This is a genomic window from Pectobacterium zantedeschiae, assembly GCF_004137795.1.
In the GTDB taxonomy this organism is placed as follows: domain Bacteria; phylum Pseudomonadota; class Gammaproteobacteria; order Enterobacterales; family Enterobacteriaceae; genus Pectobacterium; species Pectobacterium zantedeschiae.
The window spans coordinates 798,394-814,237 of sequence record NZ_NWTM01000001.1 but is presented as its reverse complement, the minus strand read 5'-3'; the positions used below and the strand labels follow the sequence as shown (position 1 = coordinate 814,237).

11 protein-coding genes are annotated in these 15,844 nt (G+C 50.8%); 5 read left to right on the top strand and 6 right to left on the bottom strand.

Going from position 1 to position 15,844, the window contains the following annotated elements; genetic code table 11:
- Positions 1–26: 26 nt before the first annotated feature.
- The 5 genes from CLR69_RS03760 to fimA all read right to left on the bottom strand — a co-directional run bounded on the left by CLR69_RS03760 (position 27) and on the right by fimA (position 5,725).
- Positions 27–605: a fimbrial protein gene (locus CLR69_RS03760; protein WP_129709705.1), complete on the bottom strand. Its 579-nt coding sequence runs from the start codon at positions 603–605 to the stop codon at positions 27–29.
- A 14-nt stretch (positions 606–619) separates the two neighbouring features.
- A complete protein-coding gene (locus tag CLR69_RS03755) occupies positions 620–1,657 on the bottom strand; it encodes a fimbrial protein (RefSeq protein ID WP_242451533.1) in 1,038 nt (345 codons plus the stop codon).
- Positions 1,658–1,665: 8 nt separating this feature from the next.
- Positions 1,666–4,296 (bottom strand): fimbrial biogenesis usher protein, encoded by a 2,631-nt coding sequence (locus tag CLR69_RS03750; RefSeq protein WP_129711599.1) that lies wholly within the window; start codon positions 4,294–4,296, stop codon positions 1,666–1,668.
- A gap of 84 nt (positions 4,297–4,380) precedes the next feature.
- Entirely contained in the window at positions 4,381–5,085 is a 705-nt protein-coding gene (locus CLR69_RS03745) for a fimbria/pilus periplasmic chaperone (RefSeq protein WP_129711600.1), read from the bottom strand.
- An 88-nt stretch (positions 5,086–5,173) separates the two neighbouring features.
- A complete protein-coding gene (gene fimA / locus CLR69_RS03740; protein ID WP_129709713.1) occupies positions 5,174–5,725 on the bottom strand; it encodes a type 1 fimbrial major subunit FimA in 552 nt (183 codons plus the stop codon).
- 751 nt (positions 5,726–6,476) lie between these two features.
- Between fimA and CLR69_RS03735 the strand changes: the two genes are divergently transcribed.
- From CLR69_RS03735 to CLR69_RS03720, 4 genes are all read left to right on the top strand, one after another.
- On the top strand, positions 6,477–6,779 hold the full coding sequence (locus tag CLR69_RS03735; RefSeq protein WP_129709715.1) for a type 1 fimbrial protein: 303 nt from the start codon (positions 6,477–6,479) through the stop codon (positions 6,777–6,779).
- Between the two features lie 229 nt (positions 6,780–7,008).
- On the top strand, positions 7,009–7,854 hold the full coding sequence (locus CLR69_RS03730; RefSeq protein WP_129711601.1) for a trypsin-like serine peptidase: 846 nt from the start codon (positions 7,009–7,011) through the stop codon (positions 7,852–7,854).
- A 468-nt stretch (positions 7,855–8,322) separates the two neighbouring features.
- A complete protein-coding gene (locus CLR69_RS03725; RefSeq protein ID WP_129711602.1) occupies positions 8,323–10,101 on the top strand; it encodes a sensor domain-containing phosphodiesterase in 1,779 nt (592 codons plus the stop codon).
- A gap of 46 nt (positions 10,102–10,147) precedes the next feature.
- The gene (locus CLR69_RS03720) at positions 10,148–10,987 is read left to right on the top strand and encodes an EcsC family protein (RefSeq protein ID WP_129711603.1); all 840 of its coding nucleotides are present in this window, start codon (positions 10,148–10,150) and stop codon (positions 10,985–10,987) included.
- A 13-nt stretch (positions 10,988–11,000) separates the two neighbouring features.
- Here CLR69_RS03720 and hrpA read toward each other — a convergent pair whose 3' ends face one another.
- Positions 11,001–14,888, bottom strand: coding sequence for an ATP-dependent RNA helicase HrpA (gene hrpA, locus CLR69_RS03715; protein ID WP_129711604.1), 3,888 nt, complete (start codon positions 14,886–14,888; stop codon positions 11,001–11,003).
- A gap of 316 nt (positions 14,889–15,204) precedes the next feature.
- Between hrpA and CLR69_RS03710 the strand changes: the two genes are divergently transcribed.
- Entirely contained in the window at positions 15,205–15,810 is a 606-nt protein-coding gene (locus CLR69_RS03710) for an FMN-dependent NADH-azoreductase (RefSeq protein WP_005972365.1), read from the top strand.
- Positions 15,811–15,844 lie beyond the last annotated feature (34 nt).

Here is a 15,844-nt window from a genome sequence, read left to right as displayed (position 1 = left end):
ATCTCTTCAATACCGTCTTCCAACGTTTATTGATAGGTTAGGGTAAATGTTGCATCCGCATTTGCAGAACCAACCGTGACTGGCGTACCAATCGCAACATACTGCCCGTAAAACACCAGCGGTACGCGCGCAGCGTTTGCCGACAGCGTATAAACGGGTGTCGGTTGACCAAGCGCCAAACGGCGGCGTTCACTATCCAGTATCGCCACGGCAACATTGGTCGCACTACTACTGGCGTTAAGCGCGAGCAGCGTGCTATCCCCCGCTGGCGCGCTGCCATAAAACGTTACCTCGACGCCAGATGCCGCGACGCCGCAGTTCTCCAGCACAATCTCGAAACGCGTAGGATTAGGGCTTTGCGATCCTACCGCAAACTGCTTACTTGGCCAGGTACCGAGATCAACCGTTTGCTCCTGCGTCCCTGTGCTGACGCTACAGCTGTTCGCCAACAACGTCGCGCTAAGCCGCATATTGGTCAGCCCGAGATCGGCGCGAACGGGCTGCACAGCACACGTCATAAAGAGCAGAGAAACCCAACTGAAACGCATAGCCCATGTCACTCGCGTACACCCTGCACGAGCCATCACACCCTGAGATCTGTTCATCGATTTCCCCCTTTTTAGTAAAAATCGACGCGCAGATAGGCGTTTGCTGTCGCGACGCCTTCCTGAGGCTTGGTCCCCGTCACGCTAACCGGATACGCGGTGATTGCCACATTAGCACTTGCCGTTTCATCCAGCGTAAAAGGAATCACGCTCGCAATATCGTTGGGCGTCAATGGATTATTTCCACTGTCTGTGACAATAAAACCGACATCAGGATTGTCAGAAACCACCATATTGCCAGACAACTTATCAGCCTGAAGACGCATCGACATACTCGCCTGCGCATCGATACCGTTGCAGGCGATACCAATCGTCCGCGTCACTGGTGAAATCCCCTCCGGTTTTTCACCCGCCGTTTTAAACAGCCCTGATGAAATCCCGCCAAAATCAATGCTGATGATCTGACCTGCATTCAAAACGCAACTTTGAGGAACCGTGACCGAACCGCTCATATAGCCAACCACCAGTGGCGACCCCACACTTTGCCCACTACCTCCCTGATTGCCATAGAGGTAAAAAATGGGGGTCATCGGGATATTGGAAACCCCGACAAACTTGCGTTTGATGCGGAAATTTACCTGAACCCTGCTGCCCGTTGTCGCATTCCCACCGCACAGTCCCGCACAGTTGTTGTCGACATCGGTAAACGGCACATTATGAAACGTGCCCCCCGAGGTGCGGTTATAAACAAAAATACGCGATGCCACCTGGAGATAATCATTGCCGGTAATATCAAACCAGTTCACACCGCTTTCCGTTGACGCCAAAACCAATGATGGACCGGACTGGGCGGAATAGTAGACCGTATCCCGGTTATTACATGGACCACTTATCGCGTAGGAACCGGCATCGGTTTTTTCATTCCATCCTGTAACATACCCGACATTGTTCTGACTGGAAGCTAGCGCGTAAGTGTAGTCGTACGTTAAAGGCGAACCGCTTGCGGTCGTACATTGTATCGCACTGGCCTGGCTGGCAATCCCCAACAAACCCGCCACGCTAACGCCGCGCCACCACATCGCGCTTCGCGTTGCGCCACTGTTCTTTTTCATAAGTAATTTCATTGACATACCGCCTTCGTGTAGGATACCGGTTGGTTTTCACTGCCGTCTGGAAGAGCGTAACGAAGCGTGCATTGCTGCTGTGAACCACTTCCCCATGCAACCTTCAGCTCGCCTTCAGGGGTTAGCCCTGACAGAAAGACCTGCCCATCATCACCAACAATACCGGTGCTATCGCTGTCTACGCGGGAGACAAGCGCGCCAAAAGGAACCGGCCGGCCATTACGCTGCTGTAGCGAAATCAGCGCACGTCCACCTTGATAAGCCGTAAAGCTGGCACGAACCATCGCCCCTCGCGTCGGTACAAGGTTGGCTACCGTATTGTTGACCTCAGTGTTTTGATTTAACGAGTTGACGTCGAGGGCGATGCGGTTATTGCGATAAACACTGGCATAAGGAATGACGGCATAGCCACGCCAGTCAGTCTGGATACCGGTGGTATTCTCCACTCTGACGCGGCTGGTACCGGGAACCTTAATCAATACGTTGGTATCGCCCAGCGGCTGACTAAACGTGACCCCATCGGCATGCGCCACCACACCGCCGCTCACCCCATAGTTAAGCTGACGGGTGTTGCGCGTATAGTTGTAGTTGGCGTTGCTGTTGCCATAGGTGCCTTGGTAGCCAAGCCCCGCGTTCCCACTATTCCCAATGCCGCGATTACCATACCCTTGGGAGACGTTGTAGTTGAGATTGCCATCCGGCAGCATCGTGCCACTGACCCCCACTTGCTGTAACGTGCGTCCCTGATTGTCCGACGTCATGTTGTAGGAGGCGTAAGCCGTATTCTGTGAACGCCGCAGATTAATCCCTTCACGATGTCCACTGAGCCATTGACCCAGCGGAACAGAGAGGTTAAAAGCAAACAGCTGGTTCCGTTCTTCCAGCCCTTGGTTTTTGTTATAGCTGTAACTCAGGTTATAACTCACACCGCGGTACACATTGCTGTAGCCGACTTGCAACAGATCGTTCGTACCATCGGTATGCCAATAGTCCTGCCGACTTCCCGTCAAAAATAACGACCCCATCCCCTTTCCTAACTGCTGGGTGATATTCATCTGCATCCTGCTTTTCTTTGCGTTATTCAGGTTGTAGTAGTCACGTAACACAGGTTGAACATCGGTAAAATCGACCGTATAACCACTCATGTTTTTATAGCTGGCTTCATCCAGCGTAAAAAAACCTTTGGTTGAATAGCGATAACCCAGGATCTGAAAATTCGTCCCCAGATCATTCAGCGATTTGGCATACAGGAAACGCAGTGACTGCCCTTTGTGATCGCTACCATCCGACAACGTGCTATATGCCTGCGTGAGGTCGGCTGAAAATGCGCCCCAGTCGCCGAGGTTCTTCCCCGAACCTAACGTCAGTGCCTGATAGTCTTCGGCCAGTTGTGTGCCGCCATACAGCGTCACCCCAGCCGAACGCCCCCAAATCAGCGTGCCCTGACCAAATAAGGGCTGATCCTGTTGCGAATTATTGCTACGGTATTTACCGACCATCGCTGAATATTTCATCCGGTTCTCACGCTGGAGCAGCGGCACGGCGGAATACGGCACGACAAAGCTGTTCGTCGAGTTATCGCTCTCAGTAATGGTTACCTGTAAATCGCCGCTGGATGATGTTGGATAAAGGTCGGTAATTTCGAACGCACCGGGCGCAACATAAGCCTGATAAATCACATAGCTATTCTGTCGGATGGTGACGCGGGCGTTGCTTTTGGCAATCCCACGGATCGTTGGTGCAAATCCTCTCAGGCTGTCCGGCAGCATTGCGTCATCGGAGGCAAGCTGTACACCACGAAATCCCAGACTATCGAAAACCTCACCTACCGTATTACTGTCACCGATTGTTAATTCGCTGCGCCAGGGAATGATGGCACGTTGCAAATAGGTGCTAACGTGCTGAAACTCGTTATAGCGCTGGTTTGCATAGCGGGAATAACGCCAGGTGGAGTAATCGCGCAATCGCCAGCCGTTCCAGTTCACACCGCTATCAAGATTGAGGAAATAGCTGTCACTGCGTGCATCACCGTGCGTATTACTGCCCGTGAACTGGTAATTAAATAACGCGGAGGTGATGCCCTCATCCCACTCCTCTGGCGAAATGTATCCCCGTCCGGCACTCTTTAGCGCGATTTGTGGCAAACTGATGTTCAATCTCTGGAGTTCAAAGTCAAAGCGCACGCTGGCATCGGGAATCGCCTGAGGCACGTTGATGCACGCGGAAGCAGGTTCATCACGTAAAGAAGAAAACGATTGCAGATTGACATTAAGTTGTTCCAGCAGCGCTATCGTCAGGCAAGGTTCAAGACCCGTATCGTCACTGGGCGGTTTATCGGATGGCGTGCGTAGTTGAAACGCTATATCACGAGAAACCACATAGTCTGCATTGACATAAATCTCCACCCGATAGACACCCGGCGGTTGCCCTTCACCTTTATCAAAGCGAGAGAGATCGGCAATCGCTGAAGGATCGTCCGATAAAAATGTCGGATTAAAGAAAGTCTCAGCATCACCCGCGAGTGGGAATGCCATGTACAGCATCACGGCCGGGTACCAGCGCAGGCATGGACGGACTGCGCGATAAGGGGCGGCGGAACGCTGCTGTTTCGTCGGTTCTGAACGCATACAAAAGTTCCTCATCTATGATGATGATGAAAAGCGCAGGCAATCACTGCAATGCTGCTTGACGCCGGCCTGTACCTCACCGTTTCATAGCCCTTTACCTGTGACGCGCGGCGTCATGGCTCCGTAATCGTTAATGGTCTGGAAGCTCACTGCACCTGATGCTCGCTCAGACAGCGTCAGTGATGTCGAACCTTTTGGCGGCACCATCGTGTTGGGAAGTTTCTGGCTACCAGACTGGAGGTTGACCAGCGTAATAAAATAGGGAGAGGGGTTAGTGATCGTGAGCGCCGAGCCTGACTGCTGGAAGCGTAGCGTCGCGGGTGCGCTATCGGCCCCCGAGGGAAGATTAGCGGGTCTAACAAAAAGTTTAATGCGAGATAACACCGCCAATTGCAGCGCGTTCTTATCCTCCAGCGATCGTTTCTCAACCGCCGGAATCGCTTTTACATTGACCCAATAAACGGATTCGCGATCGGTAGGCAAAGGTGTACCGACATACATCAGTCGCAATGTGTTCTCACCTTTGGGTTTCACCACAAAAAGCGGAGGGGTCGCCAGAAAATCTTTGGTTTTATTCCCGTCTTTATCTTCTACCCAGGATTGAATCAAAAAGCGGTTATTTTCATCACTGTTAATAATCGAAAGTGAAGCCTGATTGGCCTCTGCGGAGTAGATCACCCGCGTAGCGCCCAGCGCAATCCCCCCCGCCTGTACCTGATGAACAGTCAATAAAGCAAAAAGCACCAGACCGAAGGTGAAAGATTGAAATAAGAGAGATGAGTTCTGCACACGCAACCTCACGATAAAGTGTTGTTGAATTGGATCTAAAGACACGGCGAAAGCCAGTCCCTGGCTTTATTTCCTCCCTAAGGCATCTTTATTGATAATCGATGGTGAACGTGGCATCGGCATCTGCCGCGCCTGGCGTCGCTGTCGCCTGCGTCGCTTTATAGCGTGCATTAAACGCCAATACGTTGCTGCCATCGTTCAGTGTTTGCGGTGCAGAATAAACGGCGCCATTTGGCGTCAGAACCGCACCAGTACGATCGGAGATTTCAATACCCACTCCGCCTGCTGCACCGGACGCCCCACCACCGATGTTGCTGACGGCCAAAACGGTGTTGTCATTTGAATCAGCTGTACCAGTAAAGGCAACAGCTGCCGTAGTAGAAACGGTGGAATCACAGTCTTCGAGGTTGATGGTGAACGGCACTTTGCCAGAGTAGGTTCCCACTCCCGTAAAACGAGCAGTACGGTATTGGCCCAGATTCACAATCTGGTCGGCCGTATTGGTACTGACCGCACAAGCAGCGTTAACGATCTCACCTTTAAAATGAACCGTTCCACCTGCAACGGTGGCCGCAAAAACGGTCACGCTGGATGACAATAATGAGGCGCCAATCAAGGTATTGAGTAGAGATTTATGCATAACTTATATTTCCTGATAACAGATAAAAGTTAACGATCGCATTAAAAAAACAATCGTGGCTCTGTCGCTAAAGCGACATCTCGATCTTTTTCCTCAGTGCATCACTCAGGGTTTCTTCTGACGTCTTTAGACGCAGAAAAATGTCAGGACAAGATGGCCTGCACACGTTCCGTCGCGATGCGTTAATAAATATTTTTCATGATCGTTAATTTGTAAAAGTTGATTGCAGTTTGATAAAAAAAGCAAAAAACCAGTATTAAAAACCAATGAAATAAAAAATATCGGAATTTAAAGTCACAAAACAAAACCAATCAGGGATATAAGTTTTATTTTTTATTTAGCCGTAACACCTCGCATAAAAAACACGAACGCATAAAGTGAGCCAAATGAGCCCATATGTTTATTTTTCGTGATGTTTCATGGTTAATTTCACAACGTAAAGCAGAGCACTGCGATAAAAACGCGAATGCGTCATCGAAAGATAGGAAATAAAAAAGCGGATCCACACAGGAGAAAGAAAAAACGATGGTATTGAGGGTAAGTAGCTAATGGAGAAACGAGAGACATTGCGATGAAATACCCAATCAAGCAGGGCAAAAGCGCTCAACCTTCGAGTGATGTAATTAACTGATTTAAAAAATGATTATTCACACTGAATGAACATCACTCAACAAAGGTTTAGGTGCAATAAAGTTTTATCATTTGATGCCGTTTATACCATTACACACCAGGCAATACCGAGACAATCATAATGAAAAAAATCCTGCAAAAATCAGCCATTTTGTTCTGCATTATGGCCGTGACACCGTATACCTTCGCCTCATCCCCTTCGTCGACAGGCGTCATTCGCTTTTCAGGCGCCATCGTGGAGCCCGTTTGCGATGTGACGACACAGTCGAGCAATGTGACCGTGAGTTGCGAACGGCAAGGAAAAGTACAAGCGATACAAATGAAAAACAGCTCACAGTACGCTGCTTTACCACAAGGCATCGGTTCCGTGAGTTCAAAAACGTTAAGTTCAGATGCACGTATCGTGATCGTCAGCTACGAATAAGGCTAACGACGCTGAGCCGTATGTTAAGGTGAAAACGCTACGCCACTTTAAGATGGTGACGTAGCATTCAGCGCGTAGGGATGAGTCATCATAATGAAACAGCGCCACGCCTTTTACACTCAATAACATTTTAATTTTCAGTCCCTCACCAACAAATACATCTATAATTAATTCAACACGCTATATTTAGCGCCTCAAGATGACTTTTATCATAAGGTTTACCTACTGCATGCGCATATCAGCCTGGTTGTTATGTTCATTATCCTTTATCGCCCTGCCAAGTTGGGCTGAATCCTCAGCAACAGAAACCGCCGCACAGAAGCAGCAACAAATTTTATTTTTCAACCACGACGATCGGGATATCGTTCCTGACACGGCTGTCTGGCCGTGGCAGGCGATTGGGCAATTGGAAACCGCCAGCGGCAACCTCTGCACTGCGACGCTTATCTCCCCTCATCTGGCACTGACAGCCGGGCATTGCGTGGTCACGCCACCAAAGGGTGGGATGGATAAGCCCGTCGCACTGCGCTTTCTGGCGACAGAAAATGGCTGGCGTTATGAAACGACGGAAATTGAAGCACTGGCGAATAAATCGCTCGCCAAAAAATTGAAAGCCGACGGCGAGGGTTGGATCGTTCCTCCTTCAGCTGCACCGCTGGATTACGCCCTGATCCGGCTGAAACAAACACCGCCAGGCATTCGCCCACTCCCGCTCTGGCAAGGCAGCCGTCAAGAATTAATGCAGGCCCTGAAGGACAATGGTCAGCGCGTCACACAGGCGGGTTATCCAGAGGATCATCAGGAGACGCTTTATCGCCATCAGAATTGCTTGATCACTGGCTGGGTTCAGCCAGCCGTAATGGCACACCAGTGTGACACGCTACCTGGCGATAGCGGCTCTCCGCTGATGCTGAATTCAGCATCAGGCTGGGTGCTCATGGGCATTCAAAGCTCCGCCCCCGATGCAAGTGAACGCGATCGGGCTGATAACCGTGCTGTCTCCGTTACCGCCATTCGTCAGCAGTTAGAAACGTTGGCAAAACTAAGTTCACCAAAACCAAGTTCACCAAAATAACGCTAACGTCCCCTACCGAAGCCCCAGCGCCAGGTGGAAACCGTTATTCAGGTCCGCCTGGCGACAGCCATTTCCCACCGATTTGATAGTATAAAAAAATATCTGTTCTATTCTTATCAGAGATATAGGTTAATCATGCATATTGTCACTCTGGCAACGATGCGACAATTATCAGGATGTTATTTTTATCTTATGAAAGAGGCTTTCTATAATTAGATATCCATTTATTTGCAGAGCATTCCTCCAGAAAAATCGACCGTGCCAGCTCGCAAAACATGGAAAAATATCATAAATTTATACAGAACGCTGAAAACTGAAAACATGGTTTAAGATAAAAACGACGGAACTTTAGCGGAAAGATTAAAGTGGTATAATAAGTTACCTCAATTTTTGACCTCTATGTTATTGTGTCGCCGTTAAATTAAATTGATGTTGTCGCGATTATTATTGCGAAAAGGAAGAGTCTACATGTTAAAACATTTGAGCCATGACGAAACAAAACGCATGCAGACTCTCGATGAATTACAGAAAACCGATATATCTCAAGACGATACTCTTCATAAACTCACGAGAATGGCTTGCCAGCTACTGGGAACTCCGACGGCGCTCGTGACGCTAACTGGTTCCAAGTCTCTGCATGTTAAAGCGAAAACCCATTTTCCTCTTGATGACATGGATAAAATCGGTTCCTTCGACCATTTTACCGTCCAAACGAGTCTCCCCTTCGTCTGCCACGATGCCGCTCAGGATGAGCGCTTTAAAAACAGCCCTTATGTAGCCAGTGAACCTTTTATCCGTTTCTATGCTGGCGTACCTCTTAAAACCAAAGAGGGCTATTGCATCGGCACGTTCAGCGTCATCGATTACGTTCCACGTACCTTTAGTAAGGTCCAGTTGCGACTACTGCATGACTTAGCGACGATTGCGATGGTGCTAATGGAATACCGCAACGCGATTGGGTTGATTGATGCTGTGACGCTGTTGCCCAACCGCCAGCGTCTGATTGACGATATCAGCCACATTACCGATATTCACGAGCCCTACCTGCTTATTCTGATTGATACCATCGACATTTCTTATGCCTATGAAATGGGATGCGCACTGGGTATGCCGACCGTAGAAGGTCTGTTGAAAGATATCGGGGTCTTTTTACGTCTTAGCTTAAACTCATCAGATAACCTTTATTCTGCCGCTGTCGGCCGTTTCGCTCTACTGGTGAAGGCGGACAGGAAAGAACAGGTTCTGGCAGAGCTCGACGCTTGTGCTGAGCGGATTCATGAAAGTATCGCCAGCCATATTCCGCTCAAGTTAGAATTTTTCGTTGGCTACACCGAATTTCAGATTCCGGCCAAAGATCCGCAGCACATTTTGCGTGAATCGATGAGTGCACTGCGTACCGCCATCACCAGGAATATTCGTCAATTCGCTTACAACAATGAGGCCGATAAGGCGCAGCAAATCGCCTTTACTTTGCTCAACGAATTGGCCGATGTACTGCAGAACAATAAACCGGGTCTCTATTTAGTCTATCAGCCCAAATTAAGCATCAAAACCAACACCGTCATTGGTGCTGAAGCGCTGATTCGCTGGCGTCATCCCGAATTGGGCGAGATTTATCCTGACCAGTTTATTCCGCTAGCGGAAGGCACAACGCTGATGCGTCCATTAACTGACTGGGTAACACGGGAAGCGGCATGCCAGGTGAAACAATGGCGTCAGGAGGGGTTGACCTTCCCGGTGTCGATTAACGTTTCTGCCCGAAATTTTTCCGAAAATGATTTTATCCCGCGCCTCATCACCATTCTAGAGACCCACGGCCTTACCCCTAAGGACATTGACATCGAGTGTGTCGAGACGCAGAAAATTATCGAGAGCAGCGAAACACTCGCCACCATCCAAACACTGCAACAGCTCGGATTTACTATCGCTCTTGATGATTTCGGCACGGGGTATAGCAACTTAAGCTATCTGCGCAACATCCCCTCTACGGTGATAAAGCTGGATAAATCGCTGATTAAAGATATAAAAACTGACCACAAAAGCCGCGTCATCGTTCAATCTATTATCAGCATGCTGCACAAACTGAATTACATTGTGCTGGCGGAAGGCGTGGAAAATAAGGAAACGCTCGAACATCTTGCTCATTTTGGATGTGATGAAGTACAGGGCTACTATTTTTCCCGACCTATTCCACCCGACGCATTTTCCGCCTGGTTAACGGCACGCTCGTCACAAACGTCTGCATAACAGTCCCGCCAAACGGGCCATTCAACAAACGGTATGGAGAACGCACATGACTCTTCTTACTTCAGAGGATGAGCTCGCCATCAGAAATGCCATAGCTCTGCTGGAATCCCCTTCCTTTGCGATACAGGCGGCGAATCAGGTTGGAAAACCGATTGAATGGAGCCTGTCGAAATTACCGTCCATGGTGAGAAACAAAATACAGGATGTCGTTCACGCTGCGCTCTACAAAGCAGTAGATGCCGCACTCTATACGCTGGACGATGCCCCTGCACGCGTAGCATCACCAAAAACACATAAGCTAGCGGTCGCCGCGTCCGGTGCAGTCAGCGGTTTCTTTGGCGCCGCCGGTCTGCTGGTTGAACTGCCTATCAGCACCACGATCATGATGCGCTCCGTCGCTGATATTGCCCGCAGCGAAGGTTTCTCCCTCGCTGATTTATCCGTCAAAGCCGCCTGTGTGGAAGTTTTCGCGCTCGGCGGTACGCAAGAAAGCGATGATGCTGCCGATTCGGCCTATTACACGTCACGCGCCGTTCTGGCGGATATCACCAAGCATGCCAGCCGCGAATTAATCGGCATTGCTAGCAAAAAAAGCGCAGGGAAAGCATCTGCAAGAATGAGCACCTCACAGGCAGGAAAAACGCTGGCAAAACTGATTGATGCGGTCGCCACCAGACTAGGTGTAACCATGACGGAAAAAGTGGCCGCACAAATTGTCCCGGTGATCGGTGCCGCTAGCGGCGCAGCCATTAATACGCTTTTTATTCACCACTACCAAAATATGGCGAAAGGTCATTTCATCATAAAACGTCTGGAGCAGCAGTATGGTGAAGAGGCGATCAGGTCGGCTTATCTTGAGCTAAAAAAGCCATCATCGCCGACCTGATGTGATAGAAAGATTATCCTTCAACCTGCTCCATCGCCTGTAATACCCGCTTATCCGAAATTGGGAATGGCGTCCCCAACTGCTGGGCAAAGTAACTGACGCGCAGTTCCTCAAGCATCCAGCGCACCGCCTTCACGTCGTCATCGTCACGTCGCTCCGCAGGCAGTTTATTCCACCACTGCTGCCACGCTTGTTGAACCTGCTCCACTTTCAGCATCTGCGCCCGGTCACGGTGCACATCCTGCGCCAGCTTCTCCAGACGTCGCTCTATGGCGTGTAGATAGCGCAGCACGTCCGGCAGGCGCTGCCAACCATTTTCGGTCACAAAACCGCGGAACACCAGGCCGTTCATCTGGCTCTTGATATCACTCAATGCCAGCGCCATCGCCATATCTACACGCCCTTTCAGGCGTTTGTTTATGGTGAAAACGGCCGTCAGGATTTGCTCAACCTGTTTAGCGATATCGACCACCGTATCATTCAGCTCCGCACGCACTTTTTCATGTAGCTGCTGGAAGGCATCTTCCTGCCAGACTGGGCCACCGGATGACTCAATCAGTTTGTCCACCGCACAGGCGATGCAGTCATCGATGAGATCCAACACTTTGCCATACGGGTTAAAATAGAGGCCAAGTTTCGCCTTGTTCGGTAGTTTTTCATGCAGGTATTTGATGGGTGAAGGAATATTCAATAACAACAAACGACGCAGCCCTTGCCGCATCACCTGCTGCTGCTGGTGTGGCGTATCAAACAGGCGAATCGCCACGCTGTCCTTCTCATCCACCAACGCCGGATAGGCTTTGACAGAATAGCCACCACGCTTCTGCTCATAACAATCCGGCAGCGAACCGAAACTCCAGACGTGCAGACCACGCTGCTCTAGCCCATCATCCGCGACGGATGACAGCGTCTGCTGCACTTTATCTTTGAGTTGATCTTTCAGCGCATTCAGGTCCTTGCCTTCCCGCTGCGTTCGATTCTTCTCATCAATGACGCGGAATGTAATTTTTAGATGATCGGGCACCTGATCCCACTGCCACGCTTCACGTGGCACCGTGACGCCCGTCATCAGCCGCAGCTCACGCTCCAGCGCATCTAGTAACCCTTTATCCAATGGAGTCGTTCGCGCCAGAAACGCCTCAGCATAGTTCGGCGCTGGGACAAAGTTACGGCGTAACGGCTTAGGCAACGATTTAATCAGTGCGATCGTCAGTTCACGACGCACGCCGGGAATCTGCCACTCGAAGCCCTCTTCACGCACCTGGTTGAGGATAGGCAACGGAATATGTACCGTCACGCCATCCGCATCCGCGCCCGGTTCAAACTGATACGACAGACGTAATTTCAGACTGCCCTGATGCCAGAAGTTCGGATAGTCCAGCGCACTCACTTTCTCCGCGCCGTCTTTAATCAACATGCTCTTTTCAAAATTCAGCAGGTCGGCGTTGTCCCGGCTGGCTGTTTTCCACCATTTATCAAAGTGACGCGACGACACAACATCATGCGGCAAACGCTGATCGTAGAAAGCAAACAGCGTTTCGTCGTCCACCATAATGTCGCGACGGCGCGATTTATGCTCTAAATCTTCTACCTCTGCCAGCAGCTTGAGGTTAGCGCGGAAAAAGGCGTGATGCGTTTGCCAATCGCCTTCCACCAGCGCGTGGCGAATGAACATTTCACGCGCCAGCGTCGGATCGATTTGGCTATAGTTCACTTTGCGCGCCGCGACAATCGGCAGCCCGAAAAGCGTCACCTTCTCCTGCGCCATCACCGTGCCCTGCGCCTTCTCCCAGTGAGGATCGCTATAGCTCCGTTTAATCAGGTGCTGAGCCAGTGGTTCGATCCACTCAGGTTCAATACGCGCGGCAATGCGCCCCCACAGGCGACTGGTTTCCACCAATTCGGCCACCATCGTCCATTTGGGCGGTTTTTTGAATAACCCGGAGCCAGGGAAAATAGCGAATCGGGCGTTACGCGCACCGCTGAATTCTTGTTTCTCAATATCTTTCTGCCCGATATGCGACAACAAGCCAGTGAGCAGCGAGCAGTGAATACTCAGATAATCAGCCGGTTCGCTGTTGACCGGCAGTCCCAATTCTTTCACCACCTGACGCAACTGCGTGTAGATATCCTGCCATTCACGAACGCGCAGATAGTTAAGGAAGTCGGTACGACACTGACGGCGGAACTGGCTAGAAGACAGCGCCTTCTGCTGCTCACGTAAATAGTCCCACAAATTGACGAAAGCCAGAAAATCAGAGTCTTTATCGGCAAAGCGGCGGTGTTTTTCATCCGATGCCTGCTTCTTATCCATCGGCCTTTCGCGTGGATCCTGAATCGACAGCGCGGCAGTGATCACCATCACTTCACGCACACAGCCGGTTTTACGCGCTTCCAGCACCATTCGCGCCAGACGTGGATCGATCGGCAATTGCGCCAACTGCTGCCCTTGCGGCGTCAGATGGTAATGCCCGTTTTCTGCAAGATGAATTGCACCCAATTCCTCCAGCAATCGCACGCCGTCCTGTATGTTGCGCTTATCCGGCGCTTCAACAAACGGGAACGCAGCGATATCACCGAGCCCCAGCGACGTCATTTGCAGAATGACAGAAGCCAGATTGGTGCGAAGAATTTCAGGATCGGTAAATTCGGGCCGCGACAGGAAATCCTGCTCGGAATAGAGACGGATACACACCCCGGCAGCAACACGACCACAGCGCCCTTTACGCTGATTCGCCGACGCCTGCGAGACAGGTTCAATCGGCAGTCGCTGCACTTTGGTGCGGAAACTATAGCGACTGATACGCGCAGTGCCCGGATCGATCACATAGCGAATCCCCGGCACGGTGAGTGAGGTTTCCGCCACGTTGGTCGCCAGCACGATGCGACGCCCATGATGTGACTGAAAGACGCGGTTTTGTTCCTGATTCGACAACCGTGCATACAGTGGGAGAATCTCGGTATGCGGCAAGTCCAGACGAGTCAGCGCCTCTGCCGTATCGCGAATCTCACGCTCTCCGCTCATGAAGACCAGAATGTCACCCGGCCCTTCGCGCGTCAGCTCATCGACGGCATCAAAAATCGCCTGTAGCTGATCGCGCTCGCTATCATCAGCGTCTTCCACCACGGGACGATAACGCACATCCACCGGATAGGTTCGGCCAGACACTTCAATAATCGGCGCATTATTAAAATGGCGGGAGAAGCGCTGTGGATCGATGGTGGCTGACGTAATAATCACTTTTAAATCGGGACGCTTTGGCAACAGCTGTCGCAAATAGCCCATAATGAAATCGATATTCAGGCTGCGTTCGTGCGCTTCATCGATAATCAGCGTGTCGTACTGCATCAGCAGGCGATCCTGCTGAATTTCCGCCAGCAAAATACCGTCGGTCATCAACTTGACCAGCGTATTGTCACCGACCTGATCGTTAAAGCGGACCTTATATCCGACGCTGCCACCCAGCGGCGTTTCCAGCTCTGCGGCAATACGATCGGCAACCGTTCTTGCAGCCAGACGGCGCGGCTGCGTGTGACCAATCAAGCCGTGCACACCGCGCCCAAGCTCGAGACAGATTTTCGGCAACTGCGTGGTCTTGCCCGACCCTGTCTCGCCTGCGACGATAATCACCTGATGGGTACGCAGCGCCTCCAGTATTTCGTCTTTTTTCTGGCTAACGGGAAGCTGTTCAGGATAGTGAATCGCAGGACAGTTTGCCCGCCGGTTCTCGACTTTCTGGCGTGCGTCGGCGATTTCCCCCTCAATTTCCTGAGCGATGGCGGCCTGAGCCTGCGGGCTGCTGACCTTCGCTGCGCCCTGCAAACGGCGGCGCAAACGTTGCCGATCGCGAAGCATTAGCTCACTTAACTGCGTAGATAATGCACTGAGAGGTGATTTCACGTTGCTCTTCCTTAATCGTTTTCTAATTCTTTTCTCTGTCGGGGCATGAACGCCACCGAATCTGGCTCGTTTGAGCCTAACCTGATTTTAAGACACTGAATTTTTAAGCCGTGGATAGTAGCACATTGTCATTAACGGCTCTAATAGGCCTACCAGGTCTTATGTAAGAACGGTCTCACTCAAAACTGTCTTATTCAAGAAAATCGAATAAAGACCTCGAATATTTGCACTTTTCACTTTCCAAAGCACCGCATAAGATGTGACGCATCAAAGGGCGTTATGTTGTCGCCCACTTCAATCACTAAAGGAATTGGCAATGAGCAAAGTATTGGTTCTGAAATCAAGCATTCTGGCAGGTTATTCTCAGTCAAACCAACTGGCCGACCACTTCACTACCCAGTGGCAGTCCGCACATCCAGACGATAGCATCACCGTACGCGACCTGGCCGCTCAACCGATTCCGGTTCTTGATGGTGAATTAGTCGGCGCACTGCGTCCTTCCGATGCCACTCTGACCCCACGTCAGCAGGAAGCCCTGAAACTGTCCGACGACTTAATCGCTGAATTGCAGGCACATGACGTGATCGTGATCGCTGCGCCAATGTATAACTTCAACATTCCTACCCAGTTGAAGAACTACTTCGACCTGGTGGCACGTGCGGGTGTCACGTTCCGTTATACCGAGCAAGGCCCTGAAGGTCTGGTGAAAGGCAAACGCGCTATCGTATTAACCAGCCGTGGTGGCATCCATAAAGGTACACCAACCGATCTGCTGGAACCGTACCTGCGTGTATTCCTGGGCTTCCTTGGTCTGACTGACCTTGAGTTCGTGTTCGCTGAAGGCTATGGCTACGGCCCGGATGTGGCACAGAAAGCGACCGAAGACGCGAAAACACAGCTGTCTCAACTGGTCACCGCATAACGAACCATTACTCATTGCGAACAAGTGTTACCGA